The organism is Streptomyces aureocirculatus (genome assembly GCF_000720475.1).
GTDB classification, from domain to species: domain Bacteria; phylum Actinomycetota; class Actinomycetes; order Streptomycetales; family Streptomycetaceae; genus Streptomyces; species Streptomyces aureocirculatus.
Genome location: NZ_JOAP01000010.1, coordinates 131,192 through 154,048 on the forward strand (window position 1 = coordinate 131,192; position 22,857 = coordinate 154,048).

The 22,857-nt window shown below is 71.6% G+C and carries 20 protein-coding genes and 1 pseudogene; 12 read left to right on the top strand and 9 right to left on the bottom strand.

Annotated features, from left to right (window positions below; translation table 11 throughout):
* Window positions 1-3: 3 nt before the first annotated feature.
* The gene (locus IG78_RS0112100; protein ID WP_030562096.1) at window positions 4-909 is read right to left on the bottom strand and encodes a glycoside hydrolase family 16 protein; all 906 of its coding nucleotides are present in this window, start codon (window positions 907-909) and stop codon (window positions 4-6) included.
* Between the two features lie 277 nt (window positions 910-1,186).
* On the opposite strand from IG78_RS0112100, the pseudogene IG78_RS42015 reads away from it, so the two are divergent.
* Both IG78_RS42015 and IG78_RS0112110 read left to right on the top strand, forming a co-directional pair.
* Window positions 1,187-2,142: pseudogene (locus IG78_RS42015) on the top strand (MsnO8 family LLM class oxidoreductase); the annotation flags it as partial.
* An 82-nt stretch (window positions 2,143-2,224) separates the two neighbouring features.
* Window positions 2,225-3,010: an alpha/beta fold hydrolase gene (locus IG78_RS0112110; protein WP_031128534.1), complete on the top strand. Its 786-nt coding sequence runs from the start codon at window positions 2,225-2,227 to the stop codon at window positions 3,008-3,010.
* A gap of 27 nt (window positions 3,011-3,037) precedes the next feature.
* On the opposite strand, the gene IG78_RS0112115 is transcribed toward IG78_RS0112110, so the two are convergent.
* The 4 genes from IG78_RS0112115 to IG78_RS0112130 form a co-directional block, all read right to left on the bottom strand.
* Entirely contained in the window at window positions 3,038-3,922 is an 885-nt protein-coding gene (locus IG78_RS0112115; protein ID WP_078964898.1) for a dioxygenase family protein, read from the bottom strand.
* A 41-nt stretch (window positions 3,923-3,963) separates the two neighbouring features.
* Window positions 3,964-4,938, bottom strand: coding sequence for a helix-turn-helix transcriptional regulator (locus IG78_RS0112120; RefSeq protein WP_030562102.1), 975 nt, complete (start codon window positions 4,936-4,938; stop codon window positions 3,964-3,966).
* A gap of 479 nt (window positions 4,939-5,417) precedes the next feature.
* A complete protein-coding gene (locus tag IG78_RS47930) occupies window positions 5,418-5,870 on the bottom strand; it encodes an NUDIX domain-containing protein (RefSeq protein WP_030562104.1) in 453 nt (150 codons plus the stop codon).
* Between the two features lie 690 nt (window positions 5,871-6,560).
* Window positions 6,561-7,244, bottom strand: coding sequence for a helix-turn-helix transcriptional regulator (locus IG78_RS0112130; RefSeq protein WP_030562106.1), 684 nt, complete (start codon window positions 7,242-7,244; stop codon window positions 6,561-6,563).
* A gap of 517 nt (window positions 7,245-7,761) precedes the next feature.
* Here IG78_RS0112130 and IG78_RS49145 point away from each other — a divergent pair.
* A complete protein-coding gene (locus tag IG78_RS49145; RefSeq protein ID WP_030562107.1) occupies window positions 7,762-8,418 on the top strand; it encodes a hypothetical protein in 657 nt (218 codons plus the stop codon).
* The gene (locus IG78_RS0112140) at window positions 8,418-9,695 is read left to right on the top strand and encodes an MAB_1171c family putative transporter (RefSeq protein WP_030562109.1); all 1,278 of its coding nucleotides are present in this window, start codon (window positions 8,418-8,420) and stop codon (window positions 9,693-9,695) included. Before IG78_RS49145 ends, IG78_RS0112140 begins: the two co-directional genes overlap by 1 nt.
* Here IG78_RS0112140 and IG78_RS0112145 read toward each other — a convergent pair.
* The gene (locus IG78_RS0112145; RefSeq protein ID WP_037685192.1) at window positions 9,648-10,208 is read right to left on the bottom strand and encodes a TetR/AcrR family transcriptional regulator; all 561 of its coding nucleotides are present in this window, start codon (window positions 10,206-10,208) and stop codon (window positions 9,648-9,650) included. The two genes, IG78_RS0112140 and IG78_RS0112145, sit on opposite strands and share 48 nt — an antisense overlap.
* 193 nt (window positions 10,209-10,401) lie before the next feature.
* Here IG78_RS0112145 and IG78_RS0112150 point away from each other — a divergent pair, with 193 nt between their 5' ends.
* A complete protein-coding gene (locus IG78_RS0112150; RefSeq protein WP_030562111.1) occupies window positions 10,402-11,304 on the top strand; it encodes an NAD(P)-dependent oxidoreductase in 903 nt (300 codons plus the stop codon).
* Window positions 11,305-11,373: 69 nt separating this feature from the next.
* Here IG78_RS0112150 and IG78_RS0112155 read toward each other — a convergent pair whose 3' ends face one another.
* A complete protein-coding gene (locus IG78_RS0112155; RefSeq protein WP_030562112.1) occupies window positions 11,374-12,861 on the bottom strand; it encodes an MFS transporter in 1,488 nt (495 codons plus the stop codon).
* A gap of 114 nt (window positions 12,862-12,975) precedes the next feature.
* Between IG78_RS0112155 and IG78_RS0112160 the strand changes: the two genes are divergently transcribed.
* Window positions 12,976-13,413: a MarR family winged helix-turn-helix transcriptional regulator gene (locus tag IG78_RS0112160; protein WP_030562113.1), complete on the top strand. Its 438-nt coding sequence runs from the start codon at window positions 12,976-12,978 to the stop codon at window positions 13,411-13,413.
* A 17-nt stretch (window positions 13,414-13,430) separates the two neighbouring features.
* Here the strand turns inward: IG78_RS0112160 and IG78_RS0112165 are convergent, their stop codons facing one another.
* The gene (locus IG78_RS0112165) at window positions 13,431-14,207 is read right to left on the bottom strand and encodes an IclR family transcriptional regulator (protein ID WP_030562114.1); all 777 of its coding nucleotides are present in this window, start codon (window positions 14,205-14,207) and stop codon (window positions 13,431-13,433) included.
* Window positions 14,208-14,414: 207 nt separating this feature from the next.
* Here IG78_RS0112165 and IG78_RS0112170 point away from each other — a divergent pair, with 207 nt between their 5' ends.
* The 6 genes from IG78_RS0112170 to mmsB all read left to right on the top strand — a co-directional run bounded on the left by IG78_RS0112170 (window position 14,415) and on the right by mmsB (window position 21,715).
* Window positions 14,415-15,569: a mandelate racemase/muconate lactonizing enzyme family protein gene (locus tag IG78_RS0112170; RefSeq protein WP_030562115.1), complete on the top strand. Its 1,155-nt coding sequence runs from the start codon at window positions 14,415-14,417 to the stop codon at window positions 15,567-15,569.
* Window positions 15,566-16,627, top strand: a complete 1,062-nt coding sequence (locus IG78_RS0112175; RefSeq protein WP_051852560.1) for a zinc-dependent alcohol dehydrogenase — start codon at window positions 15,566-15,568, stop codon at window positions 16,625-16,627. Before IG78_RS0112170 ends, IG78_RS0112175 begins: the two co-directional genes overlap by 4 nt.
* 195 nt (window positions 16,628-16,822) lie before the next feature.
* Window positions 16,823-17,776, top strand: a complete 954-nt coding sequence (locus IG78_RS0112180; RefSeq protein WP_030562117.1) for a hypothetical protein — start codon at window positions 16,823-16,825, stop codon at window positions 17,774-17,776.
* Window positions 17,777-17,779: 3 nt separating this feature from the next.
* A complete protein-coding gene (gene chvE / locus IG78_RS0112185; protein WP_030562118.1) occupies window positions 17,780-18,886 on the top strand; it encodes a multiple monosaccharide ABC transporter substrate-binding protein in 1,107 nt (368 codons plus the stop codon).
* Window positions 18,887-18,903: 17 nt separating this feature from the next.
* Window positions 18,904-20,475, top strand: a complete 1,572-nt coding sequence (gene mmsA, locus IG78_RS0112190) for a multiple monosaccharide ABC transporter ATP-binding protein (RefSeq protein WP_037685237.1) — start codon at window positions 18,904-18,906, stop codon at window positions 20,473-20,475.
* 10 nt (window positions 20,476-20,485) lie between these two features.
* Window positions 20,486-21,715 carry a multiple monosaccharide ABC transporter permease gene (gene mmsB / locus IG78_RS0112195; RefSeq protein ID WP_030562120.1) on the top strand — a complete coding sequence of 410 codons (1,230 nt, stop codon included), beginning with the start codon at window positions 20,486-20,488 and terminating at the stop codon, window positions 21,713-21,715.
* 23 nt (window positions 21,716-21,738) lie between these two features.
* Here mmsB and IG78_RS0112200 read toward each other — a convergent pair whose 3' ends face one another.
* Window positions 21,739-22,746, bottom strand: a complete 1,008-nt coding sequence (locus tag IG78_RS0112200) for a LacI family DNA-binding transcriptional regulator (RefSeq protein ID WP_030562121.1) — start codon at window positions 22,744-22,746, stop codon at window positions 21,739-21,741.
* Window positions 22,747-22,857: the final 111 nt, after the last annotated feature.

The following is a 22,857-nucleotide window of genomic DNA, read 5'->3' on the forward strand; positions in this document are numbered from 1 at the left end:
GCATCATTTCCAGCCGTACGCGTACGCCGTGACCCAGGTGACCTCAAGCTGCGCACTGCTGCCCGGCGCGGCCGTCGGGCCCTCCAGGGCGCTCTCGTTCTGCAGGACCCAGGACAGGGGACGGTCCGGCACTTCGCGGGTGTCGTGGCCGACCTGGCGGCCGTCGACGAAGAACCGGACCTGCCCGGGGGTCCACTCCGTCGACACGGTGTGCCACTGGGTCCAGTCGTCGGCGCCGTGGAACGAGCCCTGCTCACCGCCGCCGCACGGATGGTGGAAGGCGCTGAGGGAGCCCGTCCACTCGCCCTCGGGGTGGTCCATCTCGCAGCCGCCGCCGTAGTGCAGCCAGGCCGATTTGTAGCCGGGCGACGCATCGGTGACCTTGATGCGAGCGCTGTACTTGCCGTACTTCATCTGCATCACGGCGCGCGGTACGACGGCGGCCGCGTGCACGGGCCCGCCGTCGTCGGGCCGCCACATCCGGATGCGCATCCGGCCGTCGCCGTTCGCCGCAGGCCCGACGCTCACCGTGTCCTCCGGGTGATAGACACCCACGACGGAACGGCCCCGGTCGTTGGCGGTGTCGCGCCACCCCGTCGGGTACGCCCACCAGTTGTCGCGGTACGAGCCGCGCAGCCCGGCGCAGTACGCGGCGGACGTGTCGACATGGTGATCGCAGTCGCTGAACGAGCCGAGCGGCACCCGGTCGCCGTCGAAGTCCTCGGCCAGGACCTGCCAGAACGGGCCGCAGTCGCCACGCGGCAGAGCGGTGGCCGCGGTGCGGCAGGCATCGGCCGAGCGCGGGGCGCCGTCGGCCCGCGGGATGCCGAACAGGGCCCCCAGCAGGGTGGCGCCCAGAGCGGCGAACAGTGTGGGTCTGCGGGTGCGCGGAGCTGCGTGTGTGCCCATCGTGGTGCCTTCACTCCCGTCAGGCGGCGGTGCGGCAAGGCGCACCGAGGGACTGGGCATCCTCGCCGTGCGGGAGGGAAGATCGCCATACCTCCGCGGCCCTCGCTGCGGATGGGGCCTGTCCGTTCGTGGCGCGAGGCGCTCGGTCCGGGGCGCTCCGTCCAAGGTGCTCGGTCCAAGGTGCTCGGTCCAAGGTGCTTGGTCCAAGGTGCTTGGCCGGAAGCGCTTGGCCGGAGGCCCCCGGAGTCGGCCTCGCGGTGCCGCCTATTCTGAGCCCGTGATCGATCTGCCGCTCTCCGCCCTGGAGATCTCCATCGTCGAAGCAGGCACGGCACCGGCCGCCGCCCTCGGCAACTGCCGGCGCACGGCGCAGGAGTTGGACCGGCTCGGCTACCACCGGCTGTGGTTCGCCGAGCACCACCACTCGCCCGCCATCGGCGCCTTCCCGCCCGCGCTCCTCACTGCGCACACCGCCGCGGCCACCTCCGGCCTCAGGCTCGGCCCGGGTGGTGTCCTCGCCCCGAACCACGCCCCGATCACCGTCGCCGAGCAGTTCGCCACCCTCGCCGCGCTGCACCCCGGGCGCATCGACCTCGGCATCGGCCGGGGCCCCGGCACCTTCCACGAACCCACGGCCCGTGCCCTGCGCCGGGGCGCGGACCCCGCCACCGACGACGAGTACCGCCGTGACGTCGCCGCCACCCTGGACTTCCTGCTCGACGTCTCCTTCGGTGAGCTCCCCGAGCCGTGGCTGCTCGCGTCCAGCAACGCGGGCGCCGAACTGGCCGCGTCCCTCGGCCTGCCGGTCGCGTACGCGCACCACATCCGCCCCGACAACACCATTCAGGCGCTCGAGCGCTACCGCGCTGCGTTCCGGCCCTCGCCCTGGAGTGCGGTGCCGCGCGTCCTGGTGTGCGTGGAGACGGTGTGCGCGGACACCGAGGAGCGGGCCGCGGAGCTTGCCAGGCCCATGGACATCATCAAGGCGGGCCTGCTCGCCGGCCGCGGCGAGACCGCCTTCCCCACCCCCGCTGACGCGGCCCGTCCCCGGTTGGCGAAGCGGAGCGGGAAGCCCTCGCGGCCTTCGTCGGCCGGCAGGCCCGCGGCACCGCCGACACGGTCGCGGGCCGTCTCCACCGCCTCGCCGAGTCCACCGGCGCCGACGAACTGATGCTCGTCACCCCGGTGTACGACACCGCCGAGCGCATCCGCTCCTTCACTCTCGTACGCGACATCACGGGCCCGCACAAGGCGCTTTCGGACAACCTCCCGCGGCGATCCTCCCTCGTCGGGACCGCCGGGTATGGATGCCGCCATGGAGACGATGGTGCGGGTCGACGGCGGCGAGGTGTGGGCGCGGGACGAGGGCGAACGGGAGGGGCGCCGGCCACCGCTCGTGCTGCTGCACCCGGGGGTCGGTGACTCCCGGATCTGGGACGACGTGGTGCCCGCTCTCGCAGCCCGGCACCGGGTCATCCGCTACGACGCCCGCGGTTTCGGGCAGTCGCCGCAGCCGACCACCCGCTACTCCCAGCTTGGCGACGCGCGCGCGGTCCTCGACCACTTCGGGGTCGGGCGTGCCGTCCTCGCGGGTTCCAGCATGGGCGGCGCCACCTCGCTGAGCCTCGCGCTCGCCGAGCCCGACCGGGTCGCAGGTCTCGCGCTGTTCGCGCCCGGCGTGACGGGGGCGCCGGGCCTCGATGTGCCCGAGGTCCGTGCCGACATCGAGCGGCTCGCCGAGGCGGGCGACATGGACGGCCTGGTGGCGCTCGGACTGCGCCTGTGGGGAGCGGTCGGTCCCGAACCCGACGGGGAGGCGGCACGGCAGTTGCGGGCCGCCATCCCCGCCTGGTTCACGACCTACCCGCACGCCGTCGCCGACCCGCCCGTCTTCCCTCACCTCGGCGGGATCGCCGCGCCGTGCGTACTGGCTCTGTGCGAGCACGACCAGCCGGAAGTGATCGCGGTCAACGAGGACATGGCCGACCGCATCCCGGGCTGCCGCCTGGTCCGGCTCGCGGGCTCCGACCACTTCCCCACCCTCCGGGAACCGGAGACGGTGGCACGCCTGATCCTCGACCTGTGCGAGCGGGCGGCTTGAGCAAGCGGGCCGCCTGAGCGGGCGGGTTCAGACCGCGCGCCACAACGACGGTGCCGACGACGGTTCCCAGCCTGGCTGGGCCGTGTGGGCCTGGAGGCAGACGTAGGCCCTGCCGCCGTGGGTGACGCGGTCGCCGGCGCTGTACCCGGTGCCGACGGCCCAGGTGCCGCCCGGGGGCTGGGTCGGCGGGTCGGTGGGCGAGGGCGACTGCGGCACGTTCAGGACGAAGTCGAAGACGGCCTCCTTGGTGTTGCCGACGTCCCGTACGTTCATGAGCAGACGGGCGTCGAAGATCGGGTCGGTGTTGTTGCGCGGCTCGTTGGGGAAGTACAACTGGGTGGTGAGGATCGGACGGCCGGGCGCCTGCACCTTGACGTGCAGGTGGCGGGTGCGGCCCGGGTAGAGTCCGGGGAAGATCGTGGTCAGCTTGAAGGCGCCGTTGGCGTCGGTGAACTGGTGACCGCGCAGCCGGTAGCCGACGTTGTCGTACGCGCCGCGGGCGTCCGCCTGCCAGAAGTCCAGGAGCACCTGGGAGATCGGCTTGCAGGCCAGGCCGAACACATAGCCCGAGACGGTGAGCCGGGTGCCCTGCATGCCGGACTCGATGAGCGAGGAGCGCCGCGGGGAGTTGGGTTTGAAGTAGGGGCCCTCCATCTGCGGCGGTGTCGGGTCGTCACCGTCGTCACAGGACGGGGTGACCTCGGGGGCCTGGCCGGTGCCCGCGTTGGTACGCGCCAGGGCGGGCACGCCCATCATCGCCACCGGCACCGAGACACCCGCGGCGAGGGCGGCCCTGAGCACCGTCTTACGGCTCGGCCCCCGGTGCGCCGCGGGGGCTGCCGGGTCCATGGACTCGTCGGCCGGACCGGCGGGCTCGGTGCCGTGGCCGTTGACGTTCGTTTCGCCGTCCATCGCTCCTCCTGGGTGCGGGGGGTGGGGGATCGGCTAAGAAGCTATGCGGCGGGCCCGGGGGGAGCGATGGACGCAATGCGGTGGTCGTGGTGAATATCGCCACCGCCGCGGCGGAAGTCGCCGGGGGTGGCACCGGTCTCGCGCCGGAAGAAGCGGCAGAAGTACGCGGGGTCGTTGAACCCCGCCCTGTCCGCGATCTGACGCACCGTCAGTTCGGTGCAGGCGAGCAGCCGTTTGGCCTCGCTCACCCGGGCCTCGCGGAGGAGTTCGCCGGGGGTGCGGCCCATCGCGGACTTCACCGCCTCGTTCAGATAGCTCACCGAGACCCCGAGGTGTCCGGCGCACTCGCGCACCGACCACGACAGCGTCCCCGGCGCGCTCACCAGGGCCACGAACCGGGTGGCCATCGACGCGGGCCGGGCGGCGGATCCGGGGGCCGGCGGGGGCTGCCTGAGCGGGCGGCCCGGGGCGGGCAGGCGCGCGGCGCGGACCACGAGGATGTGGAGCAGCGCCCGCAGGACGCCGCCGAACCCCTCGGCCCCGGTGCGGTACTCGTGGTCCATCTCGGCGACGAGCCGCGCCGCCCAGGCCGCGTCCCGGTCCGGCAGTTCGAGCCAGGGCCTGCGGCCGAGGCGGCGCAACAGGGCGCGGTCGGAGGGGTGTTCGAGCAGGAAGTCGTCCGTGAACACGACGACGCGGCCCTCCAGGCCCCTGACCCCGTCCCAGTAGTGCACCTGCCCGGGTGCGATGAAGCACAGATGGGGCGGGCGCAGGGTGAACCGGTTCAGGTCGACGACGTGGCTGCCGGTGCCGCCCGTGACGTACACGATCTCGTGGAACGTGTGCCGGTGCGGGAAGGAGGCCCGGGACATCGGGCCGATGGTGTCGAAGGTGCCGACGGCGAAGGGCAGTGTGTTGGGCATGGGCACCTCGAGGCGGTGGATCGGCAGCCCGCCCAGGCCCGCTTCGCTGCCGTTCCCAGAACTCGTACCGGGCAAGACCGTCGTCCCGCGCATGCGTAGGCTCCCCTCCCCGACCCCGCGCACGGTGCGCCGCCGAGCGGGGCGGGCACCGTCGCCCTTTGTCAGGTCCAGACCATTTGATGGCTCAACGATGACATGGAAGCGGAGGGCGACCTATGGGTTCTTTGGCCAAGTTCGGCGGCGCCCGAGGCCTTCGGCGGACGGCGGGCGGCGCGCGGTTCGTCCTGTCGACAGGATCTCGCCGTTTGGCATATGCGAAGGACACGTACCGGAGTTCATGGCCGGAAAGCCCGTCGCCGCCGGGCCGGCCCGCGTGCCGGGCAGCGGAAGGACGCCGGCCAACGGCCAGGAGCCGCCGGCCCGTGTGTACGGGCGGCGGCTCCTGAGGGGTCGTGCGCGAGCGGCGTCGGGACAGGGACCGGTCGGCTCGGATCTCTCCCGTGCTTCTCGTTCGTCAAGTCTGTCGTTACCGCACTCGCACTCCGCTCATCAGGCATGAGCGGTCACGCTGTTCACACCTCTACTTCGAGGCACACCAGCCGCTTGTCCTTCCGTGCTGTGAGCGCGGCCTCCCACATGGGCTTGACGAAGGGCGCGATGAGCGACGCGTCGATCCGCTCCGGGGAGGCGAAGCGGTACTCGCCCGCGCCGTCCTCCCGCAACGTGATCTCCTGCCGCTGTTCGGCGCTGATCTCCCCGGCATCGAAGATGTAGTAGACACGCGGCATCCAGCCGTCGGAGTCGACCCAGGCGACCACGAGCAGGTCCCCCATCTCGACGTCCAGACCGAGTTCCGCGCGGATCTCCCGGGCGCAGGCGGCGCTCGGGCTCTCCCCCGCGTCGACATGACCCCCGGGCAGATTCCAGTAGGCCGTGTACATCGGGTTCACCATCAGTACATCGCCGTGCTCATCGGCGATGATCGCCCCTGCCGAGGCGGCGAGGGACGTAGCAGTAGCATCCATGGCATCTTCCTGAATTAGCCCCGTCTTGAGGTGAGCACGGCTCATCAGGATCGGGCGGCTGGGCGAGCGGGGTCCCCACCCCCGCCCAGTGGGAACGAGGACGGGCGTCACTCGCTCCCGGCAGCGGCGGTGTCCTCCCGGTCGAGGCGCCCCCGCGCCTCGAAGAAGACTCCGACCACTGTCTTTCCATGGGCCGCACCACCAAGGAGCGTGTAGTGCCGAGAGATGTCGCCACCTGCTCTTCGCTCCTCCCCGCCCCATCACGGCCCGGTCGCACGGCCGCGATGGTCCTGGCATCACCTGACGAAACGCTCGTTCCATTCGCAGGGGCCGACCAATCCCCGGGGACACCGCAGCAGTTGGGCGGGCGAGCCCATCTCTGCTGTGGCGCGGCAGCCTCACCGTCCGGGGTATGAGCAGGACCGATGACCGCATGCCGAGTGTCCCCCGCCCCCACGCGGGAACCCGTCAACAGGTCATACGGACGAATGGAACATCCGGGCAGGTTAACGTTCCGCCGTCAGAGTCGACCTGCCCCCCGGCTCTGGCGTGAGACAGATCCTGATGCACTATCACAGGCGGTGTCAACGATTGAGAACGACGCATGTCATGGGCATAGGGTGCGAATGAACCCACGGACTGCCCGAATCGGCGTCCTTCATGCACCGCAACGCGCGTAGCGCACCTCTCTCACGGGCGCTCCCGCCCGCCCTCCTGAGCCCCTCCTGATTGCTTTCCCTGGATCACCTTGACCAGCTCGTCGAGAGCCGGGAGCAGGTCCCGCAAGGTGTCGATCTGCGCCCCGTCGGCGGTGCTGCGCAAGGCGACCGAGCGCGCGCCGAGCTCCTGGAGCACCGCCCGCGTCGCCAGCTTGGGCAGGTCCTCGTTGACCATCCGGCGCAGATACGCGATCAGCGCCGCGCCCTCGGTGCGCGAGCAGAAGCCCTCCGGGACCCGGAAGAAGACTTCGAGCCGGGCCGCGTGGTCGTGGTTGGCGCCCCGCTCCCCGTTGAGCAGGTTCGACACGTGCTGCGCGGAGATGCCCGTCGCGCGCGAGATCTCCCGGAGCCCGTACGGCTCCCTGCCCGCGAACGTCTCCTTGAGCCGGGTGCGCTGCAGGAAGCGCAGCCGCTCCTTGAACAGCGCCTTGCGGAAGAGTTCGCGCGCGTTCTTCTCCCGCGGCTCCTCCTCCGGGGGTTCACCGGCGAGCAGGCCGCGCACGCGTTCGGGCTCGATGCCGGTCGCGTGGGAGATGAGGCCGACGTCAAGGAGGCGGGCGCGCGAGGTGCCGAGCCGGGCGGCGTAGGCATCGACGTCGTCGAGGAGACGGGCGATCTCGTGTCCGGGCGCCGGTTGGTGGTCGGCTGGGTTCACCTGAAGATCTCCATGGGCCACGGAACTCGTTGGGCGCCCGTAGGGTATCCGCAAGGACCGTCCCCGGCCAGCGTCGTCCTCAATCGTTGACACAGACCCGTCCGTACACTGTTCGGATTCCGGTCGGGTCGCGGCCGGGTCGCGGCCGGGTCGCGGCCGGATTCGACGCCCCGTCAGCGCACCGGGCCAAGCGGCGGCGCGCACCCGGCCGTTGGACGACGACGCGCGCCTGGTCCCGCCGGGTAACACCGCCGAATCGTTACTTCCTCTGCCTGATACTGTCCCTGCGCAGGTCAGCGGGCACCCGCCCGCCACGTCGGGTAACGGGGAGCGTGCACGACCTATGAGTGACGTCGACGCGTGGGCACGGGTCCCGTGTCCCACCGGCCACCGCGAGGGCGCCGGGACGAGGGCGAGCACGGCCGGGCGAAGAGCGGGCCCGCGGCGAAAGGGCGCACCCGCGTCGCCGGTCGGGCGCCGAGGGCCTGGCTCCGGCCCCCGCCGGGAGCACTGACCCGTGCCGTCCGTGGACGCCCCGGCCGAGTGGCTCACCACCGGCCGGGCGCGTGTCACCGGTGCCTCGACCCGTATCCGCTCCGCCGTGCGCAGACGCCGTGCCTGGGTCAGGGCGCGCCGCCGCGCCGTCCGCATCATCCACGAGGACCTCGGCCTGCGGCCGGGAGCGGGTCTTGCGGACCTGGTCGACGCCGTCGCCCGCGAACGCGGCAGGCCCCTCACCGTCCTGCGGCTGACTCTCCCCACGCACGTCAGCGGGTTCTGCGTGCAGGGCGACGCGGAGGACACCGTCGTCATCACCGCCCACACCAGTGAACGCCAGGGGCTGCACGTCCTGTTGCACGAGCTGTACCACCTGCTGAGCACCGGCCGGGAGGCGGACGCGTACGCCGTCACCGCGTGCGAACCGGCGGACCCGGGCGCGTTCGCGGAGCAGTTGCCCTCCCTGCCCCCGGACGTGGTGCACGAGGTCCTCGCCCGGCCCGCCCAGGCCCGTACCGGCCGGGCGGAGGACGAGGAGTGGGCCGCCGAGGTCTTCGCCACCGTCGGCCTCCTGCTCCTTTCCCTCGACGGCGCCGAGGGCCGCACCGGCGACGGCGCCGAGTGCCCTACCGGACCGCTCGCCGCCTCCTTCGGCAACCGGCGCGTCGACATCTAATGGGGCACGCGCTGCTGACCGGGGCCGATCTGGTCGCCGCCGTGATCGCCCTGGCCCTGGCCACTGGGAAGGCGATCGCCGCCCGGCGTGATCCGTCCCTCGCGCTGAAGCTCACCGCCTCCGCGCTGTTCCATGTGAGCGCCCTGCTGTTCCTCGCCACACCGGCGGTGTACCGCGCCGTCGACACGTCGTGCGGCGCCCCTCATCTGTCCGCCCTGCTCATCCAGTGCCTGTGGCTGCTGTGCGTCGGTCACGCCCAGCTCCTGAGCGTGCTGTGGCAACCGGGGCACCGTGCCCCGGGAGTGCTGCGCGGCACGGTTCTACGCTGGGCTCCGCTCTACGCAGGCACCGTCCTCACCATGGCGGCCCTCTATGTCCTCGCCGATGTGAGGGGTGCGGCCCGGCCGTTGCTGTTCGCCACCGACCATGTGCGCGACCCCCTGGTGGTGGCGTTCCACCTGGTGTTCTTCGCGGCGCTCGGTGCCGTCGCCGTCTCCACGCTGCTGCGCTGCCGTGCGCTGCTCGCACTGCGCGATCCCGTGCTGCCTTCGGACCTGCGGCGGAGCGTACGGGAGTTCGCGCTGGCCATCGGCCTCGACCTCGCCCATGTGGCCTGCGCCCTCACGGCGATGATCGGCGCGGCGGGCGGCCGCGGGGTCGACGGCGTCGCCGAGGGCGCCTGGCTGATCACCGCCGGCAGTGGTTTCGTCGCCCACTACAGCCTCGTCCGTATATCGCTCGCCGCCCGCCGGCGGGAGCTGCGAGACCACCGGGTCCTGCGCCCGCTGTGGCAGACCGTCGTCCGCGCCTCCTCCCAGCTCGTCCTCGCCCCCGGTCTGCTGTGGGGCGGCTGGGACACCCGGATCGCCCTGTCCCGCAGGCTCGTCGAGATCCGGGACGGCGCCCGGAGTCTGAGCCCCTGGATGGTCGGCGGCCCGGCCCTGGCCGTGGCGCGGCTCGCCCGGCGCGGGCACGCCGGGTGCGACCTCGTGGCCGCGCAGGCCGCCGCGACCCTGCTGCACGCAGCCGACGCACGCGCCAGGGGCCTGCCGCCCGCCGCACCCCACGAGCGGCTCACGGCACTGCCCGGCGAGGACGTGCCCGCCGCGGCGGAGCGCGAGCATCTGGTCCTTGTCGCCCGCCATCTCGACCATCCGGTGGTGCGGGAGGCCCTGGCACTCGTCCGGGCCGAGGGCCCGCCGCCGCTCACCGTTCCTTCGGGTGCCCGCTCACCGCTTCTCGACCGCCGCGTCAAGGAGCGGTCCGAGCTCCTGTGACACCGCCGTCAGGGCGCGTACGTCACGCTCGGCGCGGGCGACGAGCAATGCACCCTCCACCGCGCTGATCATCAACGTTGCGAGCGCCTCGGCGCGGGCGGACGGCACACCCATGTCGGTGAGCGCCTGGGCCACCGCGGCGGCCCAGGCGGTGAACGCCGCCGCGGCGGCCGTCCGTGTGGTCTCGCTTGTGTCCGCGCAGTCCACGACCGCCGCGGCCACCGGGCAGCCGGACGTGGCGTCCCGCGCGGCGAGGTCGTCCGTCCACTGGCGCACCATCGCGGTGAACAGCGCGCTCGGCGTCGGCTCGGGCAGCCCCGCCACGAACCGTGCGACGCGCCGCGCCGCGTACCGGCCCGCCCACTCCACGGCCTCGGTGACCAACTCCTCCTTGCCGCCGGGGAAGTAGTGCTGGAGCGAGCCGCGCGGCGCCCGCGCGTGCGCGACGACGTCCCGCATGCCGGTGGCACCGACCCCGCGCCCGCGGATCAACTGGGCCGCGCTGAAGACCATCCGCTCCCGCGGCCCACGCCCCGACACCTCACCTGCCGCCACGTCGTGGCCTCCCTCCCCCGCGGCGCACACCGCACGCACCCGTGCGGATTCCTATGCCGCGCACCGCCCCCGCCGCTACTATGACACCGGTCATAATCGCGGAGTTGACGGCCGACGAAACGGCCTCAGCCGCCGGGCACGGGGGTGCGAGATGGACGTGGGGTTCATGGGCCTTGGCGTCATGGGGCAGCCGATGGCTCTCCGCCTTGCGCGCTCGGGCGCGGAGTTGACGGTCTGGAACCGCACCGCCGCCAGGTGCGATCCGCTGCGCGCGGCCGGGGCACGACAGGCTTCGAGCGTCGACGAACTCTTCGCGAAGGCCCCCGTCGTCATCCTGATGCTGGCCGACGGCGCCGCGATCGACGCGGCACTCGGCCGGGGCACGCCCGCCTTCGCGGCCCGCGTCGCGGGGCGCACGGTCGTCCCCATGGGAACGACGTCCCCCGACTACTCGCGCGGCCTCGGAGTTGACGTACGGGCGGCGGGCGGGCGGTACGTGGAGGCGCCGGTGTCGGGGTCGCGGGAGCCCGCCGAGACGGGGCGCCTGGTGGGGATGCTTGCGGGGGAGCCGGACGACGTGGCCCGGGTGCGGCCCTTCGTGAGCGCCATGTGCCGGGAGACGTTCCTGTGCGGCGAGGTGCCGGGGGCGCTCCTGATGAAGCTGGCGGTGAACCTGTTCCTGATCACCACGGTCACCGGCCTCGCGGAGTCCTTCCACTTCGCCGAGCGGCAGGGCCTGGACACGAAGCTGTTCCTCGACGTGCTCGGCGCCGGGCCGATGGCGAGCGACGTCTCCCGCATGAAGGCGCCCAAGCTGCTGTCCGGTGACTTCGGCGTCCAGGCCGCGGCGCGCGACGTCCTCATGAACAACCGCCTCGTCGCGGACGCGGCACGGGCGTCCGGCGTGGCCTCGCCGCTCCTCGACGTGTGTCACGCCCTGTTCGCCGACACCGTGCGCCTCGGCCACGGCGACCTGGACATGGTGGCGGTCCTGCGGGCCTTGGAGGCCCGCACCGAGGTACTGGGCCCGGTGCCGCGGGGGCCCGGCGCGTGACCCGGCGAAGGCCGGACGCCCTGCGGTCCGGTCACCCGAAGGTGCCGGACCGCAGGGCGTCACGGCCGGTCAGACCCCGACGCGCTCGGGGGTCTCGGACTCCGCGACCTTCTTGAGCACCGGCGTACGCGGCCCGTGCACCGCCTTCAGGCCGAGGAGGGAGACGGCGACGACGAGCAAGAACGCCGCGCCCGCGATGCCGAAGCTCAGGGTGAACTGGCTCTCCTCGGGCAGCGCGGGCATGCCCGCGGGAAGCTGGATGGTCTTCGAGGCGAGGAGCGAGGTGATCACCGCGCTGGCGATGGCACTGCCGACGGAGCGGGAGATGGAGTTGATGCCGTTGGCGATGCCGGTCTGGTGGGCCGGGACGCCGGCGACGATGAGGGCCGGCATGGCGGCGTACCCGAAGCTGATCGCCAGGCCGACGACCATGCCCGCCCCGATCACCGAGGCACTGGTGTCGTGCGCCAGGGTCAGCCAGGCGAAGCCGAGCACACCGAAGCAGGCTCCGACGGCCAGCGTGGCGCGCGCCCCGATCCGGCGGACCAGGACGCCGCCGAACTGGGCGCCCACCAGGGAGACGAGCGTGGTCGGCAGGAGATACACGACCGACGCGTCGAGCACGGAGGCACCGAAGCCGTACCCGGCCAGGGACTCGGGCATCTGCACCAGGTAGGAGACGCCGATGAACTGGGCGAACATCGCGAAGCCGAGCAGCAGACCGGCCGCGTTGGTGAAGAGCACGGGACGGTGCGTGAACATCTTCATGTCCACCATCGGCTCGCGGACCCGCTGCTCGGTCAGGACCCACACCCCGGCCATGACGACCGCGGCGGCGAAGCTGCCGAGCGTGCGCCCGGAGGTCCAGCCCCACTCGTGGCCCTGCGAGATCGGCAGGAGCAGCAGGACCAGGAGCAGCGCCAGGGTGAGCGCGCCGAGCCAGTCGGTCCGCCCGCCCGTCTTCGTACGCGAGGCGGGCACGACGAGAAGGACACCGACGAGGGCGATCACGGCAAGGACCACCGCGAGCCAGAAGACCCGGTGGTAGTCCGGGTCCGAGCCCTGGGTGAGGAGGCCCGCGCCGACCAGGGCGAGGCCGCTGCCGAACGCCAGCGTGCCACTGACCAGGGCCATCGCACCGTGCAGCTTCTCCGGCTTGACCTCCTCGCGCAGCACGGAGAGCGCGAGGGGGAAGATCGCGGTCGCCGCGCCCTGCAGCACGCGGCCGACGATGAGCCAGGTCAGCGAGGTCGTGGTGGCGGCGAGCACCGAGCCCGCGATCATCACGAGCAGCACCCCGACGAGGGTCGGCTTCTTGCCGTGCTGGTCACCGAAGCGGCCGAGCAGCGGGGTGAAGACGGCGGCGGACAGCAGCGTCGCCGTCGTCACCCAGCTTACGTTCGCGGTGGTGGCGTCCAGTTCGCTCTGGATGATCCCGAGGATCGGGACGACCAGCGTCTGCATCATCGAGACGACCATGGCGGCGAGCCCGAGCACCAGGACGACCGAGGTCGAACCCGAGGCCCGCGTGGACGCCGTGTGCTGTGCGTGAGACACGGAAAACTCTTTCCCAACTACTTAAGAACCTAGAAGCTTGAAGACCTCAAGTAATATCTTACGGTAGAGGTCAATATTTGAGATGGTCAAGTTTCAGGGCGTAAGGTCGATCACATGACAGGATCCGCACCCGTCGACACGGGCCGGCTCATGGAGCAGCTCTCGATGGCGCTCGGCACCTACTACGGCGATTTCACCGCCGCGGCGGCGCGCGAGAACCTCACGGCGAGCCAGGCCAAGACGCTGACCGTGCTGCGCCGCGGCCCCGCGGCGATGCGCGTCCTGGCCGAGACCCTCGCCTGCGACGCCTCGAACATGACGGGCATCATCGACCGCCTGGAGAAGCGCGCCCTGGTCCGCCGCGAGCCGAGCCCCGGCGACCGCCGCGTCAAGAACGTCGTCATCACCCCGGCCGGTGAGCAGGCCATCGACACCATCCGCGCCGGTATGCACACCACCCTCGCGGGCCTGGCCACACTCGACGACGGGGAGCGGGCGACCCTGCACACCCTCCTCGATCGCGCCTTCGCGGCGCGGCCCGCGACGGGCTGACGGACTGACGGGCCGGCCTACCGGGCGGCGCCCCGGTGGCCCAGGCGCGCGGAGAGGTCCGCCGCCCCCTTGACGGCGAGGTCGGCCAGTTCGGTCTCGCGCTCCTCGGTCCAGCGGATCATGGGCACCGAGACGGACAGGGCGGCGACGACGTGCCTCGCGCCGTCCCGGACGGGGGCGGCGACGCAGCCGACGTCGGGGTTGGACTCGCGGTGTTCGGTGGCCACACCCCGCTCGCGGACGCCGTCGAGGGCGGCCCGGAGCGCGTCGGGGTCCGTGATGCTGTGCCCGGTCATCGCGACGAGGTCACCCGCCCCTTCGACACGGACGGCGAGTTCGTCCGGCGGCAGCGAGGCGAGCAGCATCTTGCCCACCGCGGTGCAGTGGGCCGGGAGCCTGCGGCCCGCGGCCGAGACCATGCGGACGGCGTGGGTGGAGTCGACCTTGGCGATGTAGATGACGTCCAGGTCCTCCAGGATCGCGACGTGCACCGTCTCACCGCAGGTCTCCGCGACCTGCCGGGCCACCTGCTGCCCCTCGGCGGCGAGGTCGAGCTGCTCCGCGTAGCGGCTGCCGAGCTGGTAGGCGCGCACACCGAGGCGGTAGCGGCCCGGCTGTTCCGGCACGGACACCAGATAGGAGCGGGCCGCGAGAGTGGTGACCAGTTCGTGCACCGTGGTGCGCGGCAGTTGCAGCTTGCGGGTGATGTCCGGCGCCGAGAGCATGCCCTCGCCCTCAAGGAACAGTTCGAGTATGTCCAGCGCCCTGGTCACCGCGGGGACGAGACGTCCCATGCTTCCCACCCACCCTTGCCGTTCGAAATTCCGGTCGCTGACCGATATCGCGAACGCAGCCTAGCCACAGGCTTGTTCAGCAGGCAATGATCCCGCCGAACCCGGTACCGCACGATCCGTTGACACCCTCAGCGCGGCCTGATTACGGTCACGCCAACATTTCGAACGCGGGTCGAAATCTCGAACAGACTCAAGGGGCCAACTGCCGTGCGCATCACGGGAATCAGCACTCACGTCGTCGGGACCCCCTGGCGCAACCTCACCTATGTGCTCGTCCACACCGACGAGGGGCTCACCGGGGTCGGCGAGACCCGGATGCTGGGCCGCACCGACGCGCTCGTCGGCTATCTGCGCGAGGCGGAGGCCCACCACATCGCCGGTTCCGACCCGTTCGCGGTCGAGGACCTCGTACGCAGGATGAAGTACGGCGACTACGGGCGGGCCGGCGAGATCGTCATGTCCGGCATCGCCGTCGTCGAGATGGCGTGCTGGGACATCAAGGGCAAGGCGCTCGGCGTGCCGGTGTGGCAACTGCTCGGCGGGCAGGTGACCGACCGGGTCAAGGCCTACGCCAACGGCTGGTACACCACCGAGCGGACCCCGGAGGCGTACCACGAGGCGGCGCGCGCGGTGCTGGCGCGCGGCTACCGGGCCCTGAAGATCGACCCGTTCGGGACCGGGCACCTCGAACTCGACCACGAGCAGTCCGCGTACGCCGTGTCGCTGATCGAGGCGGTACGGGACGCGATCGGGCCCGACGCCGAGCTGATGCTGGAGATGCACGGCCGGTTCAGCCCGGCCACGGCGGTGCGCCTGGCCCGGGAGATGGCGCCGTTCCGGCCCGCCTGGCTGGAGGAGCCGGTGCCGCCGGAGAACCTCAAGGCCCTCAAGAAGGTGGCGGACAAGGTGGAGCTGCCGGTCGCGACCGGCGAGCGGATCCACGACCGCATCGAGTTCCGCGAACTGTTCGAGTCGGGGGCCGCCGACATCATCCAGCCCGACATCGGCCACATCGGCGGCATCCTGGAGACCCGCAAGCTGGCCGCCACCGCCGAGACGCACTATCTGCTGGTGGCCCCGCACAACGTGGGCGGCTCGGTGCTCACCGCGGCCTCGCTGCAACTGGCCGCGTGCACCCAGAACTTCAAGGTTCTCGAACACTTCAACGACTTCGCGGACGCGGAGATCAAGAAGGTGGTGCACGGCGCTCCGCGGGTCGACCCGGAGACGGGCTGCTTCGAGGTCTCGCACTCCCCCGGCCTCGGCGTCGAGTTCGACGTCGACGCGGCGGCCGAGTTCCCGCAGCAGCAGGCGCGGTTCGACCTGTGGGCCGAGGGCTGGGAGCGGAGGGCGCCGAAGTGAGCCGGGTCCGCGAGGACGAGGGGGACGCGGCGGGCCCGTCGGCACGGAGCCGCTCCCTCGTCGTGGAGCGGCCGGGCACACACCGCCTGGTCCACCGTGACGTACCCGCCCCCGGCCCCGGCGAGGTCCTGGTCCGGGTCGCCGCCGCCGGGATCTGCGGGAGCGACCGCGAGGTGTACGACGGGCACCGTGACGCTGCCTATGTCCGCTACCCCGTCGTCCCCGGCCACGAGTGGTCCGGGATCGTCGAGGCGGTCGGCGGCGGAGCGGACCCCGATCTCCTCGGGCGCAGGACCGTCGCCGAGGGGTTCCGGGCGTGCCAGGTGTGCGAGCGGTGCCGGTGCGGCGAGACCAGTCTGTGCACCGGCGGGTACGCCGAGACCGGGTTCACCGAACCGGGTGCGTTCGCCGACCATCTCGTCGTGCCCGCGCGCCTGTTGCACCTGCTGCCCGCCGACGCCGATCTGCGGGCCGCGGCCCTGCTCGAACCGGCCGCCGTGGTCGCCGCCGCGGTGCGCGTCGGCCGGCCGCGGGCCGGTGAGCGGGTCGCGGTGGTCGGCGCCGGCACGCTCGGGCTGCTCGCGGTCCAGCTCCTTGCCGCGTCGAGCCCGGCGGAGCTGGTCGTGATCGACCCGCGGGCCGCGCGCGGTGAGCAGGGGCTTGTGTTCGGCGGGAGCGCGTACTGCTCGCCCGAGGAGGCGGACGGGGGCCTGCGAAACCGGTTCGATCTGGTGGTGGAGACCGCGGGGGCACCGTCCACGGCCGCTTCCTCGTGCCTGCTCGCGTGCCGGGGCGGCCGGGTCGTGCTCACCGGGATGTTCGCCCCGGGTGCGACCGGGATCGATCCGGTGCATCTGTCGCTGAGCCAACTGGAGCTGCGCAGTGTCTTCGGCGCGCCGTCGTCGGCCTGGACGGACGCGGTCCGCGCCTTCCGCCTCGGGCTGCTCGACCCCGCGCCGCTCATCACGCACGAGTTTCCGCTCGAACGGTTCGCCGAGGCGGTCGCGCTTGTCGGCGGGGGTGACCCGGGGGCCGGGAAGGTCCTCTTGCGCCCCTAGAACCGGGCGGTTCCCGGCTTCGGGCACGCGGTGCGATTCCGTGCCGCCCGTCCCTCGTGCCGCCGATCGCCCTGCGGGCTCGTCCGCAAACGCCGGACGGGCTGTACTGCGCGGGCCGGGCCACGGTTTTGCCCGCACCTCCGAACGGCGTCCGATATATCGAACATCAGGAGGCTTTCCTTGACCGCCCCACCCATGCCCCGGCGCCCCGGCGCCGACGCGCTCGCCCGCCTCGGTCAGGCCGTGCCACCGGTCGACCCGGCCGACGCCTCGCCGCACACGTTCCCCGACGGCGGTGCCTGGCGTACCGAGATCCCCTCCGTGGAGGGCCCGGAGGCGCTGTCCGCCGTTCTGAAGGAGAGCACGCGGCTCGACCTGCCCGTCCACCGCATCAGTCAGGGCAGTGGCGTGTGGATGCTCACCGACGACGAGATCACCGAGATGGTCGACGCCTGCGCCGCGCTCCACATCGAGCTGTGCCTGTTCACCGGACCGCGCGGCACCTGGGACATCGGCGGCTCCACCCGTACCGAATCCGGTGGCGCCGGCCTGCGGGCGCGCGGCCACGACGCGCTCGCCGGGTGCGTCGAGGACGCCCTGCGCGCCGCCGGACTCGGGGTGCGCTGCCTGCTCGTCGCGGACGAGGGCGTGCTCTGGACCCTGCACCGGCTGCGCGGCGCGGGACTGCTGCCCGCCGACACCACGCTGAAGCTGTCCGCGCTCACCGGGCCCGTCAACCCCGCCTCGTACACCGTGTACGAGGGCCTCGGCGCCGACTCCCTCAATGTGCCGTCCGATCTGACCGCGCACCACCTCACGGAGATCCGCCGCGTCAGCCGGGCCCCGATGGACATGTACATCGAGGCACCCGACGACCTCGGCGGCTACGTCCGGATGTACGAGACGGCCGAGCTGATCCGGCGCGGTGCCCCGCTCTATCTGAAGTTCGGCCTCAGCAAGTCGCCCGGCGTCTACCCCTACGGCGCCCAGTTGCGCGAGCACACCCTCGCCGGCGCCCGCGAGCGGGTGCGGCGCGGACGGCTCGTCCTCGATCTGCTCGCCCGGCACGGCGCGGACGGCGGTATGTCGCCGCTCGGCTCCCGGCTGCCGGGCGAGCTGCGCCGCTTCCCCCTCCCGGAAGGCAACTGACCGATGCGCACCCGCACACTCCTCATCACGGTGAGCACCGCGCTGCTCACCGCCGGGCTCGCCGCCTGCGGCCAGGAGGCCAGGGGCGGCAGCCGCTACGAGCCGGACACCGGCAAGGGCGCCACCATCGGCCTCGCCATGCCCACCAAGTCCTCCGAGCGGTGGATAGCCGACGGCGAGAACATGGCGAAGCAGTTCGAGAAGGCCGGTTACCGGACCGATCTGCAGTACGGCGACAACAAGGTCGAGAACCAGATCGCCCAGCTCGAAAACATGATCACCAAGGGGCACGGCCTCTTGGTGGTCGCCGCGATCGACGGCTCCGCGCTGACCGAGGTCATGCGGCGCGCCCACGACGCGCACATCCCCGTGATCAGCTACGACCGGCTCATCCTCGGCACCGAGCACGTCGACTACTACGCGTCGTTCGACAACGAGCGGGTGGGCCGCCTCGAAGCCGAGTACATCGTCAAGAAGCTCAAACTCGGCAAGCCGGACAAGGGCGGCGACCCGCACACCATCGAGCTGTTCGCGGGCTCACCGGACGACAACAACACCCGGTACTTCTGGAGCGGTGCCATGAGGGTGCTCAAGCCGTACTTCACGAGCGGGCAACTCACCGTGCGCTCCGGGCAGAGAAGGATGAACCAGGCCACCACGCTGCGCTGGGACGGTGGCACCGCGCAGAAGCGCATGGACGACCTGATCAGCAAGAACTACGGTTCCGCGCGGGTCGACGCGGTGCTCTCCCCGTACGACGGGATCTCGATCGGCGTCATCTCCGCGCTGAAGAGCGCGGGGTACGGTTCCAAGGACCGGCCGCTGCCGGTGATCACCGGACAGGACGCCGAGCTGGCGTCGGTGAAGTCCATCATCCGCGGCGAGCAGACGCAGACGGTGTTCAAGGACACCAGGAAGCTGGCCGCGCGGACGGTGGCGATGGGCGACGCGGTCCTGAACGGCAGGAAGCCGAAGGTCAACAACACCACGGACTACGACAACGGCAAGAAGGTCGTGCCGTCCTTCCTGCTCGACCCGGTCAGCGTCGACAAGTACAACACCCGGCTCCTCGTGGACGAGGGCTACTTCACGGCCGGACAGCTCTCGTGAGCGGCCCCGTGCTCGAGATGCGCGGGATCACCAAGACGTTCCCCGGCGTCAAGGCGCTCTGCGATGTGCGTCTGACCGTGGGCGCCGGGGAGATCCACGCGATCTGCGGCGAGAACGGCGCGGGCAAGTCGACGCTGATGAAGATCCTCAGCGGCGTTCACCAGCACGGTAGTTACGACGGCGAGATCCGCTTCGAGGGCCGCAGGGCCGCCTTCAAGGACATCCGTGACGGCGAACGGCACGGCATCGTCATCATCCATCAGGAGCTGGCACTCGTCCCGTACCTCTCCATCGCCGAGAACATCTTCCTGGGCAACGAACGGAGCAGCCGGGGCTTCATCGACTGGAACGACACGCTGCGCAGGGCGAGCGCGCTCCTGAAGCGGGTCGGCCTGCGCGAGAAGCCGGGGACCGCGGTGGCCGACATCGGCGTGGGCAAGCAGCAGTTGGTGGAGATCGCCAAGGCTCTGGCGAAGGAGGTGAAGCTGCTCATCCTCGACGAGCCGACGGCCGCCCTCAACGACGAGGACAGCGCAGGGCTCCTCGACCTCATCCTGGAGCTGCGCGACCAGGGCATCGCCTGCATCATGATTTCGCACAAGCTGAACGAGATCAGGGCCGTCGCCGACTCGGTGACGATCCTGCGCGACGGGCGGACCATCGAGACCCTGACGGTCCGTCAGACTCCGTCGTCAACGCCGCGGTTGTCGGAGGACCGCATCATCCGCGGCATGGTCGGCCGCGACCTCGACCGCCGCTTCCCCGAGCGCACGCCCTACGAGGGCGAGGACGCGGGCTCCCTCGCCCTGTCCGTGCGGGGCTGGACGGTGCGGCATCCGGTCGACCACCAGCGCAAGGTCGTCGACGATGTGTCACTGACCGTGCGGCGCGGTGAGATCGTGGGCATCGCGGGCCTGATGGGCGCGGGCCGAACGGAGCTCGCGATGTCCGTCTTCGGGCGTTCGTACGGTCAGTACGTGGCGGGGACCGTGGCCGTCGGCGGACGCGAAGTCTCCACGAAGACGGTGCCCGCGGCCGTGGCCGCCGGTATCGCGTACGTCACCGAGGACCGCAAGCGGTACGGCCTGAACCTCATCGACGACATCAACCGCAATATCTCCCTGCCGTCCCTGCCGGGCATGCGGCGCGGAGGCACCGGCTTGTTCGGCGGCTTCGGCGGCCTCGCCGGCTTCGTCGACGCGCACCACGAGCGGGCCGTCGCCGAGCGCTACCGCAGGACGATGAACATCAAGGCGCCCACCGTCTTCGAGCAGGTGGGACGGCTCTCCGGCGGCAACCAGCAGAAGGTCGTCCTGAGCAAGTGGATCCACGCCGACCCCGAGGTGCTGATCCTCGACGAGCCGACGCGCGGCATCGACGTCGGCGCCAAGTACGAGATCTACACCGTCATCGACCGGCTCGCCGCCGCGGGCAAGGCGGTCCTCTTCATCTCCTCCGAGCTGCCCGAGCTGCTCGGGATGTGCGACCGGATCTACACGATGGCCGAGGGCCGGCTGACCGGTGAGGTCGACCGCGCGGACGCCACCCAGGAACTCCTGATGCGCCACATGACCCGGAACAGAAGCTGAGGCCCCCGCCATGACCACCACGACCACTCCCCCCTCGGGAGCACCCGCCGCGCCGTCCGCCGAGGAGAGCACCGGCGCCCTGCTGCTGCGGGGCATGCGCACCAACATGCGCCAGTACGGCATGCTCGTCGCGCTGGCCTTCCTCGTCGTCCTCTTCCAGATCTGGAGCGACGGCACACTGCTCCTGCCGAGCAACGTCTCCAACCTGATCCAGCAGAACGGCTACATCCTCATCCTGGCCATCGGCATGATGATCGTCATCATCGCGGGCCACATCGACCTGTCCGTCGGCTCGCTGGTGGCCTTCGTCGGCGCCATGTCGGCGGTGATGATGGTCAGGCACGACCTGCCCTGGGTGCTCGCCCTCGTCCTCTCGCTGCTCATCGGCGCGGTCGCGGGCGCGTGGCAGGGCTTCTTCATCGCGTACGTCGGCATCCCGTCGTTCATCGTGACGCTGGCGGGCATGCTGCTCTTCCGCGGCCTCACCCAGATCGTCCTGGAGGGCCAGTCGCTCTCGCCGTTCCCCGACGGCTTCCAGAACATCGCCAAGGGCTTCGTCCCGGAGATGGGCCCGTACACGCAGTACCACAACCCGACTCTGGTCATCGGTCTCGCGACGGTCGCGTTCCTGGTCCTCCGTGAGTGGCGCGGCCGCAAGCAGCAGTTGGCGTACGACCTCGATGTGCCACCGACGGGCCTGTGGGTGGCCAAGCTGGTGGCCGTGGGTGCCGCTGTGATCGCCTTCACCCTTACGCTCGCCAGCTTCCACGGCGTGCCGGTGGTGCTGCTCATCATGTGCGGCCTGCTCATCGGCCTCGGCTATGTGATGCGCCACGCGGTCGTCGGACGGCATGTGTACGCGCTCGGCGGCAACAAGGCCGCTGCGAAGCTGTCCGGCGTCAAGGACAAGCGCGTCACCTTCCTGATCTTCGTCAACATGGGGGTGCTCGCGGCACTCGCGGGCTGTGTGTACGCGGCACGCCTGAACGCGGGCACCCCGCAGGCCGGCCTCAACTTCGAACTGGAGGCGATCGCGGCCTCCTTCATCGGCGGCGCCTCCATGAGCGGGGGCGTCGGCACGGTGATGGGCGCCGTGATCGGCGGCCTGGTGCTCGGCGTCCTCAACAACGGCATGTCCCTGGTGAACATCGGCACCGACTACCAGCAGGTCATCAAGGGGCTCGTGCTGCTCGCGGCGGTCGGGTTCGACGTCTGGAACAAACGCAGGGTCGGACGCTGAGCCCGGGCCCCGCCGACGGCCGCTCAAGCCGGGGCGGGGCCCGTACTGGCGCGTACCGTCAGCTCGGGCGCGAGCAGGGTGACGTCATCGGAGGGGTCACCGCCCACTTTGGCGACGACGCGTTCCACGGCCCGCCGCCCCATCTCCTTCGCGGGTACGGAGACGGAGGTGAGGCGGACGGAAGCGCCGAGCGCCACCTGGTCGGGGCACACGGCCACCACCGAGACGTCCTCGGGGACCGCGCGGCCCCGGCCGCGCAGCACGGCGAGCAGCGGCTCGACGGCCGACTCGTTCTGGACGACGAAGCCCGTCGTCGCCGGGCGCTCGTCGAAGATCCGGGCGAGGGTGGCCGCCACCGCCGCGTGCCCGGCTTCGCAGGGCCGGTGCAGCAGCCCGACGCCGAGTTCACGCGCCTCGGCGCGGACGCCGTCGAGGGTGCGCTCGGCGAAGCCCGCGTGCCGCTCGTACATCGTGGGCGCCTCCCCGATGACGGCGAGCTCGCGGTGGCCGAGGCGGGCCAGGTGCTCGACACACCGGGCTCCGGCGGCGCCGAAGTCGAGGTCCACGCAGGACAGTCCCGCGGTGTCGGCGGGAAGGCCGATCAGGACGGCGGAGCTGTCGCTCGCGCGCAGCAGGGGCAGCCGCTCGTCGTCGAGTTCCACGTCCATGAGGATCATGGCGTCGGCGAGCCCGCTGCCGGTGACCCTGCGCACGGCCGCGGGCCCCTCCTCGCCGGTCAGGAGCAGGACGTCGTAGCCGTGGGTCCGGGCCGTGGTGGTGACGGCGACAGCGATCTCCATCATCACCGGGATGTACATGTCCGTGCGCAGCGGCACCATCAGGGCGATGATGTCGGACCTGCTGCTCGCCAGGGCGCGGGCCCCGGCGTGGGGGTGGTAGCCCAGCTCCCGGATGCTGCGGCGGACCCGCTCGCAGGTGCCCGTGGAGATGGAGCGCTTGCCGCTGAGCACATAGCTGACCGTGCTGGCCGCCACTCCGGCGTGCCTGGCGACCTCGGCGAGGGTGACCATGCGTCTCTCCTGGGGGCGCTCCGGGGCGACGGGACGCGAACCGCTTCGACGGGCGCGCGAGGGTTGCCTTGGACGGACGGGTGCAGGTGAGGTCACTGAACCTAGTTGGGG

Excerpts from the sequence above, each read along its gene's own strand:
- IG78_RS0112100 (WP_030562096.1), bottom strand. The coding sequence starts at position 909 with ATGGGCACACACGCAGCTCCGCGCACCCGCAGACCCACACTGTTCGCC.
- IG78_RS0112110 (WP_031128534.1), top strand. The coding sequence starts at position 2,225 with ATGGAGACGATGGTGCGGGTCGACGGCGGCGAGGTGTGGGCGCGGGAC.
- IG78_RS0112115 (WP_078964898.1), bottom strand. The coding sequence starts at position 3,922 with ATGGACGGCGAAACGAACGTCAACGGCCACGGCACCGAGCCCGCCGGT.
- IG78_RS0112120 (WP_030562102.1), bottom strand. The coding sequence starts at position 4,938 with ATGCGCGGGACGACGGTCTTGCCCGGTACGAGTTCTGGGAACGGCAGC.
- IG78_RS47930 (WP_030562104.1), bottom strand. The coding sequence starts at position 5,870 with ATGGATGCTACTGCTACGTCCCTCGCCGCCTCGGCAGGGGCGATCATC.
- IG78_RS0112140 (WP_030562109.1), top strand. The coding sequence starts at position 8,418 with ATGGGGCACGCGCTGCTGACCGGGGCCGATCTGGTCGCCGCCGTGATC.
- IG78_RS0112145 (WP_037685192.1), bottom strand. The coding sequence starts at position 10,208 with ATGGTCTTCAGCGCGGCCCAGTTGATCCGCGGGCGCGGGGTCGGTGCC.
- IG78_RS0112150 (WP_030562111.1), top strand. The coding sequence starts at position 10,402 with ATGGACGTGGGGTTCATGGGCCTTGGCGTCATGGGGCAGCCGATGGCT.
- IG78_RS0112160 (WP_030562113.1), top strand. The coding sequence starts at position 12,976 with ATGACAGGATCCGCACCCGTCGACACGGGCCGGCTCATGGAGCAGCTC.
- IG78_RS0112165 (WP_030562114.1), bottom strand. The coding sequence starts at position 14,207 with ATGGGACGTCTCGTCCCCGCGGTGACCAGGGCGCTGGACATACTCGAA.
- IG78_RS0112180 (WP_030562117.1), top strand. The coding sequence starts at position 16,823 with ATGCCCCGGCGCCCCGGCGCCGACGCGCTCGCCCGCCTCGGTCAGGCC.
- chvE (WP_030562118.1), top strand. The coding sequence starts at position 17,780 with ATGCGCACCCGCACACTCCTCATCACGGTGAGCACCGCGCTGCTCACC.
- mmsA (WP_037685237.1), top strand. The coding sequence starts at position 18,904 with ATGCGCGGGATCACCAAGACGTTCCCCGGCGTCAAGGCGCTCTGCGAT.
- mmsB (WP_030562120.1), top strand. The coding sequence starts at position 20,486 with ATGACCACCACGACCACTCCCCCCTCGGGAGCACCCGCCGCGCCGTCC.
- IG78_RS0112200 (WP_030562121.1), bottom strand. The coding sequence starts at position 22,746 with ATGGTCACCCTCGCCGAGGTCGCCAGGCACGCCGGAGTGGCGGCCAGC.